The organism is Dyadobacter sp. UC 10 (assembly GCF_008369915.1).
Taxonomy (GTDB): Bacteria; Bacteroidota; Bacteroidia; order Cytophagales; family Spirosomataceae; genus Dyadobacter.
Window position 1 is genome coordinate 916,935 of the sequence record NZ_VSRN01000001.1, and the last position, 19,753, is coordinate 936,687.

12 protein-coding genes and 1 tRNA gene are annotated in these 19,753 nt (G+C 41.6%); 5 read left to right on the forward strand and 8 right to left on the reverse strand.

All coding sequences use genetic code 11. The features are described from left to right. Positions 1-10 precede the first annotated feature (10 nt). The 3 genes from FXO21_RS03405 to FXO21_RS03415 are packed head-to-tail and all read left to right on the forward strand — an operon-like array spanning position 11 to position 2,419. On the forward strand, positions 11-928 hold the full coding sequence (locus FXO21_RS03405) for a restriction endonuclease (protein ID WP_149638779.1): 918 nt from the start codon (positions 11-13) through the stop codon (positions 926-928). 32 nt (positions 929-960) lie between these two features. Further along, positions 961-1,638, forward strand: coding sequence for a toll/interleukin-1 receptor domain-containing protein (locus FXO21_RS03410; protein WP_149638780.1), 678 nt, complete (start codon positions 961-963; stop codon positions 1,636-1,638). Positions 1,639-1,642: 4 nt separating this feature from the next. Beyond that, a complete protein-coding gene (locus tag FXO21_RS03415) occupies positions 1,643-2,419 on the forward strand; it encodes an IS5 family transposase (RefSeq protein ID WP_149638781.1) in 777 nt (258 codons plus the stop codon). A gap of 654 nt (positions 2,420-3,073) precedes the next feature. Here the strand turns inward: FXO21_RS03415 and FXO21_RS03420 are convergent. The 8 genes from FXO21_RS03420 to tilS all read right to left on the reverse strand — a co-directional run bounded on the left by FXO21_RS03420 (position 3,074) and on the right by tilS (position 17,194). Next, positions 3,074-5,116 (reverse strand): porin family protein, encoded by a 2,043-nt coding sequence (locus FXO21_RS03420; RefSeq protein ID WP_149638782.1) that lies wholly within the window; start codon positions 5,114-5,116, stop codon positions 3,074-3,076. Next, positions 5,113-7,719 carry a protein kinase family protein gene (locus FXO21_RS03425; protein ID WP_149638783.1) on the reverse strand — a complete coding sequence of 869 codons (2,607 nt, stop codon included), beginning with the start codon at positions 7,717-7,719 and terminating at the stop codon, positions 5,113-5,115. Before FXO21_RS03425 ends, FXO21_RS03420 begins: the two co-directional genes overlap by 4 nt. Next, the gene (locus FXO21_RS03430; RefSeq protein WP_149638784.1) at positions 7,697-8,575 is read right to left on the reverse strand and encodes a protein phosphatase 2C domain-containing protein; all 879 of its coding nucleotides are present in this window, start codon (positions 8,573-8,575) and stop codon (positions 7,697-7,699) included. Before FXO21_RS03430 ends, FXO21_RS03425 begins: the two co-directional genes overlap by 23 nt. Continuing rightward, positions 8,568-9,245 carry a vWA domain-containing protein gene (locus tag FXO21_RS03435; protein ID WP_149638785.1) on the reverse strand — a complete coding sequence of 226 codons (678 nt, stop codon included), beginning with the start codon at positions 9,243-9,245 and terminating at the stop codon, positions 8,568-8,570. The genes FXO21_RS03430 and FXO21_RS03435 overlap by 8 nt, the downstream gene beginning before the upstream one ends. A gap of 70 nt (positions 9,246-9,315) precedes the next feature. Continuing rightward, positions 9,316-13,965 (reverse strand): DUF3320 domain-containing protein, encoded by a 4,650-nt coding sequence (locus FXO21_RS03440; protein ID WP_149638786.1) that lies wholly within the window; start codon positions 13,963-13,965, stop codon positions 9,316-9,318. A gap of 238 nt (positions 13,966-14,203) precedes the next feature. Then, positions 14,204-15,424 (reverse strand): site-specific integrase, encoded by a 1,221-nt coding sequence (locus FXO21_RS03445; RefSeq protein ID WP_149638787.1) that lies wholly within the window; start codon positions 15,422-15,424, stop codon positions 14,204-14,206. Between the two features lie 250 nt (positions 15,425-15,674). Beyond that, positions 15,675-15,759: transfer RNA gene (locus FXO21_RS03450), tRNA-Ser, on the reverse strand. 97 nt (positions 15,760-15,856) lie between these two features. After that, on the reverse strand, positions 15,857-17,194 hold the full coding sequence (gene tilS, locus FXO21_RS03455; protein WP_149638788.1) for a tRNA lysidine(34) synthetase TilS: 1,338 nt from the start codon (positions 17,192-17,194) through the stop codon (positions 15,857-15,859). Positions 17,195-17,277: 83 nt separating this feature from the next. Between tilS and FXO21_RS03460 the strand changes: the two genes are divergently transcribed. Both FXO21_RS03460 and FXO21_RS03465 read left to right on the forward strand, forming a co-directional pair. Then, complete coding sequence (locus FXO21_RS03460) at positions 17,278-18,945, forward strand: OstA-like protein (RefSeq protein ID WP_225865552.1); 1,668 nt, start codon at positions 17,278-17,280, stop codon at positions 18,943-18,945. A gap of 175 nt (positions 18,946-19,120) precedes the next feature. Continuing rightward, the gene (locus tag FXO21_RS03465) at positions 19,121-19,741 is read left to right on the forward strand and encodes a T9SS type A sorting domain-containing protein (RefSeq protein ID WP_149638789.1); all 621 of its coding nucleotides are present in this window, start codon (positions 19,121-19,123) and stop codon (positions 19,739-19,741) included. Positions 19,742-19,753: the final 12 nt, after the last annotated feature.

A 19,753-nucleotide genomic window follows, 5' to 3' on the forward strand; every position in this document is an offset into this window, starting at 1 on the left:
AAATTAACTCATGCCAATACCAGATTATCAAACGATTATGTTACCTGTGCTAAAATTAGCCGATGATCAAAAAGAACATTCCTTGAAGGAAGCCGTTGAGGTTTTATCCAACCAATTTCAGCTATCCGATGCAGAAAAGAGTGAGTTACTTCCAAGCGGTCAGGGGCTGTTGTTTTCCAATCGGGTTGGCTGGGCGAGGACATATTTGAAAAAAGCAGGCTTACTTACCTCACCAAAAAGAGGAAGCATTTTGATTACAACGCGCGGACTTGATTTATTAGGCAAAAATCCAAGTAAGCTGGATAACAGTATTTTAAAGCAGTATCCCGAGTTTGTTGAGTTCTACAGTAAAAAGGATGATGGAGGAATTACCAGCAATAATACAGTTCAGGAAGTTGAAACTGACACACCGGAAGAAACTATTGAAATAGCATATCAAAAGATCCGTAAATCTCTGGCTCAGGAAATAATAGACACTGTAAGAAGTCTTTCTCCTACATTCTTTGAACGTCTTGTCGTCCAGCTCCTTGTAAAAATGGGATATGGAGGTTCCGAAAAAGATGCTGGTAACGCAGTTGGTAAAACAAATGATGAAGGAATCGATGGTACGATTAAAGAAGATAAGCTTGGCTTGGATATTATTTACATTCAGGCAAAGCGTTGGCAAGCGGGAAATACAGTTGGACGACCTGAGTTACATAAATTTGTCGGAGCACTCGCCGGCCAGGGTGCTAAGAAGGGTATTTTTATAACAACCTCTTCATTTACAAAAGATGCATTAAGCTACATGCCTCGAAATGAGACTAAGATTGTATTAATTGATGGAGAGCAGCTTGCGCAATTAATGATTGATTATAATCTTGGAGTTTCGCCTCAAAAAATTTATGAAATTAAAAGGCTAGATAGTGACTACTTTGAAGAGGGATGAAGAGATTTAAATCTTCAACTAAACGATAAATTATGAATGCATTTATTTCATATAGCCACAATGATGCCGAGATGCTAACTTTATTGCATACGCATTTAGCACAACTTCAAAGAGATGGACTAGTTAGCACTTGGACCGACCGAGAAATACTCGCCGGTGGAAATCTGAATGATTCGATCTCTAGGTCTCTTAACAATTCGAATATTTTCATTGCGCTGCTTAGTCCAAGTTACATAGCTTCTACCTATTGCTATGAGAAAGAATTCGTAAGGGCAATACAGCGCCAAGAAGAGGGTAAATTGGTTATTGTTCCGACGATAGTTGAGCCTTGTGATTGGCTGAACACACCTTTCAGCCAATTTAAGGCACTACCGAAAGACGGTAAAGCTATTACCACTTGGGAGAATAAGAATACTGCTTTTGTTGATGTAATTCAAAATTTAAGAAAATTGATAGAAAATGGAGGGCTAACCGACGACATCCCAAGTCAACCGGAGCATTCTGAAATTCCCAAAACCGGTAGAAATTATAGAGTACAAAAGGACTTTGACTCTATTCAAAAAATGGAATTTATCGAACAAAGCTTTAAAGAAATAAAAGAGCACATTAATCGATATTTACAAGAAATTAACGAGCTTGAAAATATAAGAAGGTGTTTGGGAATTGCAAGGAATGGAGATCGTACCATCTTTGCAGTGACGAAACATTAAAGCATTGATTAAACAGTTTACTAGACTGACCGATCTCCAATGGGCGGCAATATCACCATTTTTGAATCTAAAAAGAAAGAGAAAACTGAATTTGAGGGAGGTGATGGATGCACTTCTCTACATACTTCGTACAGGCTGCCAATGGCGAAATTTGCCTTCCTGTTTTCCTCATTGGCAAGCAGTATATTGGTATTTCAGCCAGTGGAAAAAGCAAAATGTAATTGAGCAAATAAATCGGGCAGTTAACCAGATGGACCGGATAAATGCTCATAGGGATAAAAATCCGTCGATTCTTTGTATTGACAGCCAGAGCGTTAAGTTGTCCCCTATGATTTGTGAATTACGTGGCACGGATGCCAATAAAAAAGTAAACGGACGTAAAAGGCAGGTGCTAGTTGACAGCGAAGGTCGGATCTGGTTTGCACATATTCATGCCGCAAATCAGGGCGACGGTCCCGCATCCCTTGCTTTCATGGCTGACCTTATCTGCCAAGATGAACGTCTAATAAAGATTTACGGAGACCAAGCATATAACGGCGTTTTCGCGGATGAAATCAGGAAAAATGGTATCGATTTTGAGAAAGCTTCAAAGCCAGAATCTGCAAGTGGATTTATACCAGTCGCTAAAAGATGGGTCGTCGAAAGGACATTCGCATGGACTAATTTCTTTCGTAGAATCGTGAAAGATTATGAATATACCGTATCATCTTCTGTTTCTTGGCTCTTTCTGGCCAATATTCAGTTGATGTTACAACGAATAAAGCCGATTAGTAAAACTTAATTCCCAAACACCCTCTAAGATCTCGTATAACTAAGGAAGCTAATGAGGAAATAGAAATTATACTTGTGAACAGGAATAAAATTGCTACGGAGGCCCGCTTGAAAATTTCAATTGCAAAGGACGATGCAAGAACTCGTATGTTTTCTAACAGGGGAGATGGTCGAATCAACTATTCTGTTTCAAGAGAAAATAATAGTGTGAGCGACAGAGGATATAATCTTCAGTTCGATGACTATGATTTGTTCTGGGTAAGTGAGGACTACTATTCTGCGAACAAGGGTGTGAGGATGACCGTGCGAGAAATAAGTGAACAAATATGGCTCGAATGGTTGAAGAGTGTTGGCATTATAAGCTAACATCAACTTATTCGATCTATCGTTAGAACCTCTGGGAGATTTACGGCGGCTTTATGCCGGGCCGCGTAGGCTCGCCCAGCCTGTTCTCGGCTACAATCCCTGCTCGGCAGACATCTTCTGGTCGTTCCGCAATCTGCTGTTTTTCTTTGAAAGTTTCAGGGAAAATGAGCAGAAAAGTAATTGAGTAATCGGGGCTTTCCCGATGTGAATTGCATTATCTACTCTCGTTCCTCTTTACCATTTCTGTCGCCCACCTGACATTAGCCATTCCGCATTAATTGGTGGTCGGATTCAGCAACTAAAACAATTTCACTCCGACCCTCACTGTTCCCCTTCTAAACCGGGCATCCACTTCTCGATTCGCAGGTCCGGAACCATTGTTTTGATTTCTTTCAAAAATGCTTTGCACGCCCAGGCTCCCCATTATTTCCAAGAAAAGATAGGTTTTGCCAACCTTAAATTCTACTCCCGGCGCACCAATGACTGATGGTAGAAATTTCTTCATTTGGTCATTATTTCCAAGTCCGCCTATCGAAGAATAAGCTTTATATTGATTGGAAACAGGCACAGTCCCTTCAAAACCTATCTTAAAATAAGGTCTTATATTCCGTTTCTTAAATGGATTCACTTTGATGGCCAAAGATCCACTGACGCCATTCACTGTAAATTTCTCAATTGAATACCCGCTATTATCAGCAGAATAGTAGTTTGTATTGAGATACTCAACACCTAAAACGAGATCAGCCGGACTTGCGGGATTGACATATGCAAATTGAAATCCGGCCCCGAATGTTACGCCATAATTCATCGGGCGACTATCTGAATTTACTTTGTAGAGTGGCTTATTGGCACCAGCGCCTACCACGAGTTCTACGCTGATTCCTTGCTTGCCCTCCAATGTTCGTAGTTCGTCCAGCCCTTTTTTGACATCGGCTTCCTTTCTTGTCGCGTCACAAATATCTATGTCACGGAGGCGATTGTATTTAGCTTTGGCATCACTATACTTTCCGTCAACTATGGCTTTTTTTGCTTCGTTGAGTACGATGTTGTACCGGCGTTCGACATTCATCCTTTCATTTATTTTTGTTCGTAAATCGCCATGCGTTTTTAAGAGTAACCTCTTTTCATCACAATCTGCAACCTTCTCTACCTCAATCCAAAGTTGCTGAGCCTCTTTTACATTGCATTTGGACAGTAAGTCGGACACTTTGGCGAGGGCTGCATTGAACGTTTCTATTCCTTCGCACCGGCTGACATTTGTATCCTCCTTGCCGGTCTCCTTTGTTATGGCCTTATTGTATAAAATCACAGCGGATCTGTCATTCTCAGTGAGTGCCTGTTCTCTAAACGCCTTCAACGCAGCTAACCTTCCTTCGTAGATACAGCGCTCAATGCCACTCTGAATTTCAATGGGAAATACTTTAACAAGATTCGATAGACTTTTATATCCGCTGAAAATGGTAGAATCATTTCTTCGGTTAATCCTTAGCGTATCGATTTTATTATAGATGCTTTTGAACTGCTGCCGCTGGCTAGCAATTTCAGGATTAGCAGAAGGCTGGACACTAGCAAGGTTTTCAACTAGCCTCTCGATCTCGCAATTTCGCACTGCCTCTTCAATCGAATTCTTGCCTTCTATTTCCTCAATCAGTGTTGCTAACCGCCGGTTCAATGCTGGAATTTTGACCATTGGAATGTAGCCCAACTCAACCAGCAGATCCCGCTCTTGTTCCCTACTTATCGAATTTTTTTTGGCAAGTTGATATTGCCGCTCCCATGCTATAAACTCATTGGTTGCGGCAAGTCCACGTTCAATTTGTGTTTTGATATTGCCCGATATATTGCCAATAACGGTTTTCGCTTGCGTAAAGTCCTTCAATGCACCCAATGAATTCTGCTGGTCCAATTTCCGCTGAGCACGGAACAGGAGCTCGGCAGAGAATACTTGCCGTTCAAGCGTTTTGAGGCGGGCTACGTTCGGCGTGCCCATTTTCGCAACACACTCGTCAATCTTTTTTTCAAAAACAGTCAGACTGCCGACGCCCGAAAGAGATCTGTGCTTTTTGTAGATGGCGATCGCTTCTAAATAATGCCCAGACTTCTGTTGCTGTTCTCCCTCCGAATACAGCTGCTTCAAATTTTGAATTTGTTTCAGCCGCTCTGTAAATCCCTGATTACGTGGGTAAAGCTTACAGATAGCTATAGCCGAGTTGAATTCACCACTTTCCAAATGCTTAGCAGTCTGTTCCCATTCTGCCCATTGCCAATTGTCTAGTCTTTCCTGACTAACAGCTTTCAAATTAGTTAACGATAATATAAACAGGAGGTAGAGTATTCTCATTTGCATGTTTTGGGTTGTGCACTCCCGCGAAGAGCAGCAGCTAATTTGTAATTGCATTCAATGATAGATCTAATCTTAGGTGATGAACGCCCATATGCCGCACACCTATTATTGCCGTCCGATTCATACTGCTCGGCTGAAATGTTCAGCGAATCAAGACGAAATTGTGTAGGTAACGTGGAGTTTAAATTAAATGCATGCCGGAATGCCTCGGCTGCTTGGTCACAATCGTCAAAGGCAAGTTTTTGGCCATCGCGATAATACTTATAGACTTCATCTGCTACGAGTTTGTCGCTTTGATAGCTATAATAGAACCATCCCAAAACCGTCAACACAATTACTCCTAAAAAAATAGAAATTGGTTTCCACAAGGGAGTAGGAGCACGCCCCACGTCGATCTGGCAGGTTTTAGAAACAGAATGCATTGCGTTTTTCGCCGTTAGGATATATATAGTGGTATCATCGGGGCTAACTTCATATTTTTCTAACCCACTTACATCGACGTGGTTTGGCAACAGTATAACCTCAGCCGCGTTGTCAATTATCCAGGTAAGGTTTGTTGATTGCCCTTTTTGCACGAAGCTATGTACTGCACCGAATTGGCGAATATTGACAGGTTGGATAACTGTAATTGAGGTTGTCTCTTCTACTGTCGTTTTAAGATCCAGTGAGAGAACGGTAAGCTTAAATTTTTGACTTTTAGACGGGGTAATCAAAAGCGACCCCGATAATGGGATATCTGAAGTGCTTATACCATCATCGAGCTTTGCAGAATGTGCATGCTCGATTTTCCAAACCAGTTCAGTTGACGAATTCGCAGGCAGGGACTTAAGTCTTGGCCGAAAACCTATAATTTCAGGATTTGGTATTACAGTGACCTCGATATTTTTAGATTCCGAATGAAATTCATTTTTTGCCGTGAGAGAAAACACTGATGATTTATCAATAGGGAGCTCGATAGATGACTGATTAGATACATCTCTATTTATCGGTAACAGGATTGTTGAATTAGCATTCAAAATGCCCCAAGTCAATCTTATTACTTCTCCTTTCTTTATGTGTGTTTCTGAAGATGTAAAATTTACGATTGTAACTGGTTTTACTACGTTTAGAAGTATGGTTTGACGTTTTTTTACCAAACCATCAAGAGCGACTAGTATGATTTCGCATTTTTGATCATCCAACGGTGTCAATATTTTTTTCCCAGATGAAGGAACTTCGACCCTTCCTGATCCATAGTCCAGGAAAACAGCGTGTGCATATTTTGTTTTCCAAGTCAATTCTGAGGAACTACCTGATTTAACTCTTGTTCTACTTAATTCAAATATCAGAATTTCTGGTGCGGGAGTAACTTTTACGCTTACGCTTTTTGTGGATCTTCCAAATACATTTTCAGCTATCAAAATGTAATCCTTAGTCTGAGATGGGAAAATTTCTACATTTGAGCGAGTTGTCACATCACCTATGGTTTGAATAGTGACTTTTGATGCACCCTCTATTTTCCACCGGAGAAATTTTCGATCAGCTTGCTCCTCGAAAAGGAAGCTTTCAATTACCGGGGCTTTCATTAATGCTCCAATAATATTAATCCATTGTTTATAACTTACGCGTAGATTCGGATTATAATAGCCACTGTTAAAGGTATTGCTAAACGCCTTTCTTATGGAATCTGGGACATTCTCCTGCAAATATTTGAGATACCACTTGTAATGCTCAGGAAGCCGGAAATTTGATGAGGATTTGTCGCCAGATGGCCATTTGTAACTGTTGAAATATTCCTTCATTTGAAGTTTCCCACGCACCTTTAAAAAAAATAATGGGTGAAAAGGGAATAACAAAAAATGAATGCCAACTGCCACCGCCCATGTGTCAGTACTAGTGTCTACCTTTATAAGTTCTTTGTTCATTAAAATCTGATCTTGAATTTCCGGAGCAAGCCACTCGCCTGGCTTTCCATAAACCTCGGGATTGTCATTTACTGCACCTCCTTCAAAATCTATTAGACAAAGTCGACTACTTTTTAGATTAATAAAGAAATTCTTGGGATTGAGGTCAGCATAAATAAATTTCATCTTCTCTAAATAGCTAAACGCCTCAACAAGATCATAAGCTAATTTGAACCTGTTGCTGATCGGATGATTATAAAATTTCTGCTTAAGCATTTCCCTTGTTTTGAGGTTATCTTCATTAAACAACCTCGAAAACTCAATCCATTCGTCACTACCTAAAAGTTTGGCCGCATACCCAATTACATCTTTTCCGTCATATTTTCCATAAAAACTGAATTGGGGAAGTGCTGCCAAACCTGACACCTCATTCAATGGCTTTTCTCTGTTTTTATCCGTGGTTTTCTGATATTCAATAATACTATTTTGTAGTTGTTCAATCGTTGCTATTCCTCGGACCGCGCTGCCATGCCCGTCATCTTCAAAAATCTTGATTGCCAGTTCAAGATTTTCTTTACCATCAACCTTCTCGGAGCAATAAACTTTACCAAATGCACCCACTCCAAGTACCTTTGGCGAAAGTTCTATTGAATTTATATTAGCATATTCAAGATTTAGTTTGGAGGTCTTGAATTTAATTATCTTCAGAAGAGGCATGCTTGGCAAGATTCTTGGTTTTATGATATGCAATTGTCGTATCAGTAATTAGCATTGCGACGGTTGCATCGTCGTCAAGACTTGCCTGAATAGTGTTTAAGTATTTACCTAAGAAGTCGCCTAGTTTACCTGAATCGTAATCTTCAATCTTTGAAAACTCCTCTCTTAAGCCTTTAAAAAAGGTAAGCATTTTAGGTTCATACTTAACCCAGACTCCTTTATCGTTTTTGCCAGCTGATAATTGATCAGCTGAATAAATACCATCTGTGCAGATTAATAAAATATCACCTTGAAACACATCCTTTTTTATGGTAATTATTGAGGGATAGCACTCTTCAGCCATTGGCACGTCGCTGATAAGTTTATATAAAACCTCCCTGCCATCCTGAGGGATTGTGTGTGGATTTAATACATTTAATGCATTCCAAGGAAAATGATAGTATGTGGGAAATTCATCGAAACTGCCCCTTATATGCCATATAGCTCCATTTCCAGTATATGCGATCACAAACTTGTCGTCGTTTTCGAATACAGAGATGAGTGTTGTTGCATACAGTTGAGCCGAGTTATCATAGTGATCACCATTGATACTCCGTTTGTCTACTAAGAGTTGTTGAGCCTCTTTAAAAAGTTCGACAATCCTATCTTCATTAGGCAATTCGGTTGTGTTGCACTTTTCGTGAAAAAAGTCGACTACCGTATCAGCTGCATCCTTTGCAAGTAGATAGGAGCCTAACCCATCCCCGACGAAGACAGCATTGAAAAACGCCGACTGGTATGATTTAGATGCATCTTGGTTTTCTTGCTTGTTCGTAGCGGTAGCGCAGGCAATTATTGTTTTTTGATGCTCAGACATTTTTATGACGTTGTGAACTTAGCGAAGCAATAAAAAACTGTCTCAAATCGGCTTCCGAATAACTCGTCTTGTAAAACTTGATATCTGTTACAATATCCTGCAAAACCGACTTAGCTTGTTTTACATCATCATTCGCTATGTCCTCCCTGGCAGTCCAGAGTGTGCTGCAAATAGAGATGTCTGGATTTTTTTTAATTCTCTCAGCAATCTCTTTAGTTGCATCAGGTGCCTGACACAAACCGTCAGAGAAGACAATAATGCTTACCGTTTTCTTAAGGCCATCTCCTTCTCTGTCAATTAAAAACTCATTTGCCATATGCTCAGCATGCAAAAGCGCTGCACCTATGAAAGTTCCATCCCCATCTACCCCTGTAGTTGTTGGGTCGTAGTCGGCATAATCATCAATGGACTCTAACTCTGTTGCCGGAAGGTAAACTTTCGCATCCAAACCAAAGGTGATTGCTGCTATGGAAAAATTATTCCTTATGGAACTGCCTTTAAAAAATGTCAAGAATTCCCGAATGCCATGGTTCAAGTTTTCAGCAATTCTTCTATTCTTTTCCCCTATTCGGTTCATTGAATTACTGCCGTCTAAAAGAAGAATTCCAAGTTGATGAAATGTTCTGCTCTCAGGCACATCTCCTACTTCTAAGTCATTAAAGCTTGCCATAATTGTTACGCTCTTTGATTGTATATAACTAAATAATCGATTAAACTTTTGCTTAGATTGATCTTCACATTTAAGAATTATTACCTTTCAGATATCCGCCTTCCTCCCTAAGTATTCTATCCTTTACCCCCTTGGATATCAAGGTTAGAATTCCATTTCGCATATCTTCAGTAACCCTCGAAAAGCCAAACATTTTGGCAACAAGTGGCACAGCTGCATCTGAATGTATTGCAAGGGCACTTTCAGTTACCTTTTGAATGGCTTGCAAAATTTCTTCGGGAGAGATCAACTGCAACTTTTTTGAAGCGGCCGGAATGTTACTGCGTTCTCTTACTACCGGGATTGTCATGTCAGGAAGCCAGAGGAAGCCCTCCTTGATAGCAATTAGACCAGCCCCAGCAGCATAAACTGCGGCACTTTCAAGTGACTGTCGTATTCTTGATCCTACCTTCGACACTCCCGCGGCATCAGCAATACGCCTGGCGACTTCGTCAAAATGAACCGGGCTTTCAACTTTAACAACTTCATGGATCCAGCTCGCCAGTTTTCCGGCAGGATATAGATGCAACTCTTGACTGCTGATTTCTGCCGGTAGTTCAGCGAGCTGGTAAAAAGGTTGAAGGATTTCTATTGTAACATCTTCTCTGATAAGAGAAGCCAGCTCTTTCTGGATTTCTTCTTCGACCACATCGTCAAGAATGACCTGTTCTTTCGCCTTCTCGATTACATCGACAAGCCTTTGCAATTCCCGCTCGGGGTTTCGAAACCAATCAGTACTCCATACTCGATACATCTTCCAACCCATCGCCTCCAATACTTCCTTGCGAAGCCGGTCACGGTCTCTAGCGGATTTGGCATTTTTATAGGTTTCTCCGTCACACTCAATGCCAAGCAAGTAGCGTCCGGGATTTTCCTGATCAACAACTGCGAGATCGATATTGTAGCCCTCAGATCCTACATGTCGCCGCAGCGTATAGCCTGATTTAGTCAGTTCTGCTTCTACGAAGTCTTCAAAAGGCGTTGATTTTGGAAAGGTTATAGGTTTGGTTTCGCTGAACTTTCCATGCTGTGCGAAGTACAAGAAACTTTTGAGCGCTTTAACACCAAACTTCTTGCCGGAAGCGTCAATATCATCAGAAACTAGATTGGTGAATACTTCGCACCTTAGCTTTGCTCTGGTGATTAGTACATTGAGTCTGCGTTCCCCACCTTCATTATTGAGTGGGCCGAAGCTTTGTGGAACAGATCCATTCTCAATCCGGCCATAACCTACACTTATGAAGATGACATCTCTTTCGTCACCCTGAACGTTCTCCAAATTCTTGACAAAGAAGGGCTCATTCGGATGACTAGTGAAAAAGGCTTCGGCGGCAGGATTCTTTCTCCTTTTTATTTCAAGTGCAAACTGAATGGCTTGCATTTGTTTGGAGCTGAATGCGACAACGCCCAAAGTTTGCTTCGGATGTTTTAATGCATGCTCGATAACCGCGTCTGCGACATGCTCCGCTTCCTTTGGATTTGTACTGGTAGTGCCTTTCTCATAAACAGTTTCTGGAAAGTAGTGGTACCTAAGTCCCATACGTGTTTTTGCACCAGGGCTTGGGAAGATAACCAAACGGTTCTCATAAAATTCCTTGTTGGAAAGGCTAATCAGTGATTCGTGTCTACTTCGGTAGTGCCAGCGCAGCATTCTTTCGGAAGCTCCCTGCCCATTGCACATTCCTAAAATGCTTTGCATATCAGCAGTCACGTTGTCTTCGTCTTCGGACTCGCCGGTCATTTTATCAAAAAAGCTTGTCGGAGGCAATTGTTTGGTATCTCCCACAACGACCAATTGTCGGCCTCGTAATAAGGCGCCCAGTGCTTCAACCGGCCTCACCTGACTAGCTTCATCAAAAATCACAAGGTCGAATTGTATTGCTCCGGGAGGAATAAAGTTGGCTATCGACATAGGGCTCATCATCACAACTGGCTTGATTGCCTGGATTGCTAGCCCAGCCTCTTGCACTAATTTTCGAATCGGTTTATGTCGGGACTTCTTATTGAATTCAGCTCTAAGGATATTCACTTGCCCGCCAGCTTCGCCCTTAGGAACTCCTTCCCAATGCCGTAATGCAACTAACGCCCGGTTATACTGAAATTTCAGATTGTCTGCTTTCTTGAATTTCTCAACTACTTCCTCGTGACTAGTGCGCTCAAACCGCCTTAGAGCCAAGCTGGACAATAATGATAGCTCTAAAAGCTTCACATACCAGGTCTTTTGAAGTGCTAATTTCAAATGAGACGATGCTTCTGGCCATGAAAGAGATGCTTCCGTTAGAAAATGTAAATTCTCATATGCAACAGTTTCTTCCAGTGTATTCCACGCAATTACCTGATGTATTTCAGCAAGTCTATTATTCCATTGCTCTAACTTATTAAGCTGCGTTCCGAACAGCTCCGAATTGGAAGGAACAACGTTTTCATCTATCCGAAGCATAAGGTTTAACGATCGCATACTTTCGGTATAATTCTTCTGCTTTACCGAGATAGGGGCCGAACTTGTGCGAGCGGTTTCGGATGCATTGTCCTTTTTCAGAAAACTTAAAATGCAAGTATCAATACCATTCGACTGAACAAGTTCATGGACATTTTTTAAATAGTCTGCGCTTTTACGCAAGCCGTACCAATCTGATCTATGCTGCAACCACCTGCTACCAAATAGTCGATGGCCGATTGGCTCTAAGTCTTTGATAGTATTTTGCAGGCGTTTGGCTTCCAGGATCGCATCAGTATACGCCACCTTTGTTTGTAAGTTGTCCGGTAGACTGGAAATGCAAAAGGAGGCGAGTCGTTTGTTGCTAGCTTTATAAGATCCAATCACAAATTTGTACCATTTTGAACCGTGTGCGATCAGGTCCTGTCTTATTTCCAGGACATTTTGCTCCCAGGCTTCCGGCAGGAAAATGCTTTGGTAATCGGCGCGAATCTTTGTCAGTTTTTCACCACTATCCAAAAGCTCAATCAGGTCGGCTCTGTTTTGTAACCAGCCAAAGTCGTCTATTGTCAATTCTTTCAGATTCGGACTTTCAGCAGCCACATCGGCAAAGTTGCGCAAGGTATCGACGGATTGTAGATTGCTTGGTATTTGTAATCCAAACTCCGCAGCTATTCTGATTGTCTCAGCATTCAGATCAAACAGATTCTCCTGGGTCTGGATCAAAGCATGCCGAAGCTCTTCCTCGTTATCGGGAAGCAGCACCTTCAATTTGGATCCCCAGAAAAGCAGGTTGACGGGCATTCCAATATCGGACAGCCTCGCCTGGATCCGGTCGCACATTGCTTCCGCCCTTAGCATGGTCCCCTGGTTCCAGTTCTGTATATAATCGATTTTTAATTTTGGTAAAGTGACGCCCTCAGACTCCTGGTTTATTCTCAGCAGGTGACCTAAGACTTGCTGGGTTGAGAGTCCGCTGTCGGAAACAATCGAATTGACCGCGTCGCAATATGCATTGAGCTCTTCTTTGTGCTCTTTTAAAAGCGCAACTTCCCTTTCCAGATGCATCAGCATTGGCTTCCCAAGGTCAAGGATTCTTTTAAGTTCTTCGTGTAATTCTTTCTTATTTGCCTTGTGGCTGTGTAATTCGAGACAAGCTTCTCCTAAACCAACTTTGTCTAACCGCCGCTTAACAACTTCTAACGCGGCCATTTTCTCGGCGACAAAAAGAATTTTCTTGCCCTGTCCGACGGCATTTGCAATGATGTTTGTGATCGTTTGAGATTTCCCTGTTCCCGGAGGTCCCTGAATTACCATGTTCTTGCCTTCCTGAACCGCTAGCATTGCAAGTACCTGGGAGCTATCAGCATCCACTACGCTGAGCAAGCTGTCGGCATTCGTTTCAGTGTCAAGATTGTGTTCTTCTGTTGATGTAGGCGGAGTATCTCGAAAGCCTGTCTCAAAAAGTGATTTTAGAGTGGGGTTGTCATATGGCTTTTTACTATTTGGCCATTTAGTACTATCCAGATCGTTATAAATCATGAATTTTCCAAAGGAAAAGAAGCCCAGTTCAATGGCATCTTTCTCGACCGACCATGCCGGTAGATGGGCAATTCTTTCCGAAACTATGGCACAATAAGCGTCTATATCGAGGTCATCACTTTCCGGAAGGTCCGGAATGGTGATGTTAAAGTCTGCCAATAATTTCGCTTGCAGAGAAAGATTACCACCGATTTCACTCCCGGAATAGCGAACTCTGAAACGCTCATTTGCACTCGACCTTTCAAGAGAAACAGGAATTAGGACCAAAGGAGCTTGTCTTACATTTTCCTTGTTACCTTCCTCAAACCATTTAAGCATGCCAAGCGAAAGGTATAAGATATTGACACCTTGCTCTTCGATGCTGGTTCTAGCGAAATAATAGGTATTTAGGATTTTCGTTTGAAGCTTTTTTTCAGTTTCATTGGTCTGGAGGCGTGTATCATTATAAGCATCCAACAGCTCCTCTTCTGAAAGCTCAGGTAAGTCACCAAAGTCCAGTTCGTCCTCCTTTTCCGCACGCCCTAGGAAGGACATTGGCTTCGACTGCCTGAATAGTAAGTTATAAATTGAACTGGATTTCTCTTGAACAATGTGTAGCCCGCGAGCCTGCGGGACCTTATAATTTAGTAGGGAATTGCGCATTCCCAAGTCAAGAAGCTCTTTCCGGGCTGATTCGAGCTTGGCAAGTAAAGAGTTTATCATACTATGGTATTTCTTGGATAAATTTTACTAATTCCAAGAAATTTTAAGGGGGGGTTAACGCGAACGACTAGCTAAATCTAACTACTTCCATGGTTACAAAATATGTTAATTATTATATTTTTAAGCAAAAATTATTTAACGGTCTATTTCTGATGAAATTCTCGAAATCGCCTGGTAACAAAATAGCCCAGACAAATCGAGATCTGCCTAGGCTATTGCAAGCATTTGTACCTTATTTCTATGGTTGCAGGATATCCTTCAGCCTAGCCATATCATCACTAATCTTCCTATCAACAATTTTCTCATACTGTTGAGTAGTCTTAATATTCCGATGCCTCAGCATCTTGGATACACTCTCAATCGGAACCCCATTAGTCAAAGTAACGGTTGTCGCAAAAGTATGCCGAGCCAAGTGAAAAGTGATATTCTTCCGAATCCCACACAAATCCGCAATCTCTTTCAAATAAGAATTCATCTTCTGGTTAGACAGCACTGGCAACACCCTGTTCTCATTCTCACATTGCGGATGATCTTCGTACTTCTCCATAATTTCCATAGCCATTGGCAGAATAGGTATGCGAGATGGAGTGTCAGTCTTTTGGCGCTTAGTTGTTATCCACTTTCCTCCATCTATCCCTTCCGCAACCTCAGTCCGCTTCAATTTATAAATATCTGCGTAAGCAAGGCCGGTGTAGCAGCAGAAAAGGAAAATATCTTTGACGAGCGCAAGGCGGCCGTCACCCATATCCCTATCCCATATTTTCTTCATCTCGCCTTCGGTCAATGCTTGCCGGTCGACCTCTCGTTTCGAAAACTTGAAGGCATAGAACGGGTCACGTTGCAGCCATCCTCTCTTAACACAAAGAAGTACGATCTTCTTGAAGTTAGCCAAGTACTTCATCGTCGTATTGTGACTAATCTTTTTGACTGCCTTGAGCCAGAATTCATATTGTGATATGAATTCGTAGTCGAGTTTCTTGATTTCGAAATCGTCTGCCTGATATTTCCATTTGATGAAATCACGGGTATGTTTAAGGCAAGTCTCATACCGCTCCAAGGTGCCTGGTGCAAAATCGGCACCGATTAAGGCAGCAATCTGATCGTTGTGCTCTCGAAAAATGGGCAGGATAGTTTTCCCGCCTTCGGTTCTGCCCAAGAGAATATTTTTGATAGCTTCCGAGGTGATCTCTTTGTTCGCCTCAATCAATGATCGCTTTGCCTCGTAAATCTTCGACGTCAACGTATCTAGGTAGGCATTCAATGTTTTAGTATCCTCCTTGTTCCCAGTCGCCCGCCCTGCACCTACGCTCCATTTGGACGGATGCCAAATACGTTTGGTCGAGATATCCTTTGGAACTCCATTGACGGTGACACGGCAATAAACATAGCGCATTCCGTCTGCTAATTCTGGGTTGGGTCTTTTCAAAAAGAAAATCAACCCGAAGCTTGTTTCTAACATAGTACATAATGTTTAAGATGAACAAAAATCGAATTGTTACCATTGAAACGCAAGATGTTTACGTGGTAAACATCTTGATAACCAGCTAGTTAATTACCTAATCGGGGAAGTTTTTTTGAGATTTTCTTACTTCCACGAATTGCTACATTTTTATCGGGAATTTTTGAATATTTTGGTATAGTCCAAAAACGCAAAAACCCCGTTTAAAGCGTTTAAACGGGGTTTTTGAATGTTTTGACATCATGTCCTGCAGAGAGAGAGGGATTCGAACCCCCGGACCTGTTACAGTCAACGGTTTTCAAGACCGTCGCAATCGACCACTCTGCCATCTCTCTATATGTTTCGCCGAATGCGAAACGTGGTGCAAATGTAAAAACAAAATCTTTAAGCGCAATATCTGACCGGAAAAATTCTTGCTGATCGGTAACGACACTACTTGTCAAGTAATGCTATTTTTAAGACTTTCGAAGCGGTTTCAGGCACCTTGAAACGCTCGTCCATTCTGATTCCCAGTACCCAAATGATGTCTCCATTGCCGTTGACAAGTACAAGAGATTCTTCTTTTTGATACCGGTTGATTTTTAAATCATTGAACAGATCGCTCAATTTTTTTCTCTTTCCCCCCATCCCAAAGGGGAAAAAACTATCCCCTGTTTGCCATTTGCGTATTTTAAGCGGCCATTTCAGCTTTTCCGTATCAATGAAAATTATTGCTTTGTCCTTTCCAAGTTCACTTCTTCTGATATCGGACGTTTCCTCAAAACTCAGTAGCAAATGATCCGCGACAATTGATAAATCCGATTCAAATACTTCTATCTCATATTTCCCCCGCAAATCCGAACTTGGGCGGAGTATCAGATAATCCCTGTCAATTAGCAGATCATGCGACATGGAATGTAGGGTTTTTCCAACCGTGCCTTTCAGTGCTGTGCAGATCGATTTGACCTGGGGATACGTGAATTTGTAATCCTGCAAAACCGTCCATAACCTCAGTGCAGGTTCCGATGAATTGAGCAAGTGCCTTTTGTCGATATATACCAATCCGCTTTCGCTATGTATAGCCCCCTGTTTCCAACTTTCGAGCAGCTCTTTCAATAAGTTATCAGAAGCCAACAACCGCTCCGAAGTATTGATGAAAGTTTCTTCTACCGATGGATTCAACTTTTTCAGCACCGGGATGATCTGGTGACGGACGCGATTGCGCTTATAATCAACCGACGAGTTGGACTTGTCTTCACGCCATTGCAAAGCATGGTCTGCCGCATACTTTAAAATTTCCTCCTTGGTCATCCTAAGCATCGGCCTGATGATTGCGTTGACCCGCGGCATTATACCTTTTATGCCAGAGAGCCCGGTTCCACGCGTTAGATTCAATATGGCGGTTTCAAGCGAATCGCTGTTGTGATGCGCGGTGACAATCCAATCGTACTGCTCGGCCTGCCGTAAATTTTCAAACCATTTGTAACGCAGTTCGCGCGCAGCCATTTGCGTGGAAACGCCCTTTTCCTTCGCTACCGATTTTGTCTCGAATGAGGTCGAGAAAAACTCGAATCCATAATGGTTCGCTATTTCGCGAACAAAATGAGCATCTGTCTCAGATTCTTCACCGCGAAGTTTAAAGTTGCAATGCGCAATACCTGCTTTAAACTTGTTCTCATGAAATAAATGCGCCAGAACAACAGAATCAATTCCCCCACTTACTGTCAGCAGCGATTTCTTTCCATTCAGGTCCCAACCTTGTTGGTTAATAAAAGTTAAAAAAGAATCCACAAAGAACCTCTTAGATGTAATTGATGTAATTTTGGCGTGAACAGGATCGGATTTGCTTTTGCTGATAAATTTCGGAAAACCGCATGCAGACAGAACATTTTGTTGACGGTTATTTCAAAGGTAAAAGAAAGAAAAGGAACATGGATAAAAAAAATTACCACGCTGGCTGCAACTCTTTTAAACTTTCACGCGTCATCAATATCAAAACGAATAAATATTTGCGGGCGTTCTTTGTCGTACTGATTTCCATTTATACCTTTCTGTCATTCAACGCATTAGCACAAAACACCAGTACTGCTAATGAGGATCTCATTGAGATTTTGAAGTCTGACCAACTTGAAATTATTAATGCTAACGGAGTCGATTCACGACGCGTTACTAATGGTGTTTTTAAGCATAAAGGAGCGCTTTTGTATAGTAATCTTGCGATCCAGAATATTACGACAAATGTGATTGAAGCGTTTGGAAACGTGAAAATCGTGCAGGGCGATACTGTTACGGTAACCGGCGATACCCTTTATTATTATGGTAATACCCGATTGGCAATCGTAAGCGGCCGTAAGACGGTATTAAAAGACAGTAAACGAACACTCACCACACGCAAAATCGAATATGACATGGCGAGTGGAATTGCCTATTATAAATTACCCGGACGAACGGTTGACGAAGAAAATGTCCTGACCAGTAAAGAGGGTTTTTATAACACAGCAACAAAGGAGTTTACCTATTATCGCAATGTCAAGCTGGTCAATAAAAAGTATACATTGACAACAGACACGCTGCTTTACAATTCCATAACGAAATGGTCTTATTTCAACGGGCCGACGAAGATCGTTAACAAGGATGGTACAGTGGTGGGTACCAAGGGGCAATATAATACCGAATCTACCCAGTCTTCTTTTCACAAGAGAACTACTGTTGATAACGAAACGTATACGCTTACCGCAGACTCTCTGATCGTAGACGGAAAAAGCAACGATGGCCGGGGGAAAGGAAATGTGGTCATCGTGGCAAAAAAAGATAAAACAGTGCTCAATGGTGACGAGGGATATTACTGGAAATCAAAAGGTTACTCCAAAATATATGGTCACGCTTACGTAAGGAATGTAGTTTCCGAAGACACACTATATATCAGGGCCGACACGCTGTATTCATTTGAAAATGCGAGGGATTCGACCAGAAAGCTTATTGGCGATAAAAATGTTTTTATTTACAAATCTGATTTCCAGGGCAAATGTGACTCAATCAGCTACAATACAGCCGATTCGGTGATCAGGTTTTTTCGTCAACCAATTTTATGGAGTGACCAGCATTACCAAATGGAGGCTGATTCTATCACTGCTTTCCTTGTCAACAATGAGATTAACCGGATGTTGCTAAAAGGAAAGGCATTTGTAATAACAGAGGACACCCTTGTAAGACAGTTCAACCAAGTGAAAGGCCGGATTATCAATGCTTACTTTGATAGTGGTAATAAGCTAAAACAGGTTCTGGTGGAGGGGAATGGTGAAAGTGCTTATTATGCAGTCGATGACAAGCAGAAAAATATTGGCCTAAACCGGGTGGAATGCGGAAGGATGAACCTGATTTTTAAAGAAAACCGGGTAGAGAAAATTTCTTTTGTGGGAAAACCGGACGGTAAACTGATCCCTCCCACAAAAATCAAACAGCCGGAACGTCAACTGGATGGATTTAACTGGCGAATTTCAGAAAAACCGACCCGTGAAAAGACTATTTGGGCAGAACTGTAATTTTTTAACCGTGCAAGACAAATATTCATGCAGATCGGCACGATTATTTACCTTAAAAAAATAAAGTTAGCCGGTCACACAATATATTTTGAGGATACAATTAATTCTCTATATTTTTGTAGTGTACTTTTCAGCTAAATTATTCATCAGTTAGTCAAAAGTATCAATTGAAGCTATGAAAAGATATGTACGTTATTTCTATATATTGATTGCGACAATCCTGTCTCTGGGCGGGGCAAACGCACAATCGGCTTCTGGCGGGAGCCGATTGAATATAGTTGCCAAGAAAAAGCCAGCGGCTTCCGAGCAGTTAAAGTTTACGGTCATGCCGAATGGCCTGAGCTACAAGCCACTATCTTTGCAAAATCCAAAAGCATTAAATAAATTTTATACGTCTTTTTTATTTTCTACTCCAAGTAACGCCGACAGCAACAATATGCTCGCTGCTGACGTAGTTGAGAAGAACGGCGAGAGAAAATCAACAGCAGTTGAGGCACACCTGAAAGCAGAAGAACAGCTGTATGTGAGTGATAAAATCACCGTTTCCAATATTTACCCCAATCCTGCAAGTGAATATGCCGAACTCGATTTCAGTATTTCTCCGGGAATCAGGGAAGCGAAGTTGATATTTTACAACGTGCTGGGTTCTCAGATGAACGAACTGACGCTGAACAAGAATGAAAGGAAATTACGTGTCAACACGAAGGATATGCCAACCGGGCTTTACTTCTATCAGCTATCGATTGACGGAAAGAAAGTAGCCACGAAAAAAATGCTGGTACGTCATCAGCAATAGGCTACTAATTAA

Bases quoted from the DNA above. Each gene is read 5' to 3' on its own strand.
- FXO21_RS03405 (WP_149638779.1), top strand. From the start codon at position 11: ATGCCAATACCAGATTATCAAACGATTATGTTACCTGTGCTAAAATTA.
- FXO21_RS03435 (WP_149638785.1), bottom strand. From the start codon at position 9,245: ATGGCAAGCTTTAATGACTTAGAAGTAGGAGATGTGCCTGAGAGCAGA.
- FXO21_RS03430 (WP_149638784.1), bottom strand. From the start codon at position 8,575: ATGTCTGAGCATCAAAAAACAATAATTGCCTGCGCTACCGCTACGAAC.
- FXO21_RS03410 (WP_149638780.1), top strand. From the start codon at position 961: ATGAATGCATTTATTTCATATAGCCACAATGATGCCGAGATGCTAACT.
- FXO21_RS03420 (WP_149638782.1), bottom strand. From the start codon at position 5,116: ATGAGAATACTCTACCTCCTGTTTATATTATCGTTAACTAATTTGAAA.
- FXO21_RS03465 (WP_149638789.1), top strand. From the start codon at position 19,121: ATGAAAAGATATGTACGTTATTTCTATATATTGATTGCGACAATCCTG.
- FXO21_RS03460 (WP_225865552.1), top strand. From the start codon at position 17,278: ATGCAGACAGAACATTTTGTTGACGGTTATTTCAAAGGTAAAAGAAAG.
- FXO21_RS03445 (WP_149638787.1), bottom strand. From the start codon at position 15,424: ATGTTAGAAACAAGCTTCGGGTTGATTTTCTTTTTGAAAAGACCCAAC.
- FXO21_RS03425 (WP_149638783.1), bottom strand. From the start codon at position 7,719: ATGCCTCTTCTGAAGATAATTAAATTCAAGACCTCCAAACTAAATCTT.
- FXO21_RS03440 (WP_149638786.1), bottom strand. From the start codon at position 13,965: ATGATAAACTCTTTACTTGCCAAGCTCGAATCAGCCCGGAAAGAGCTT.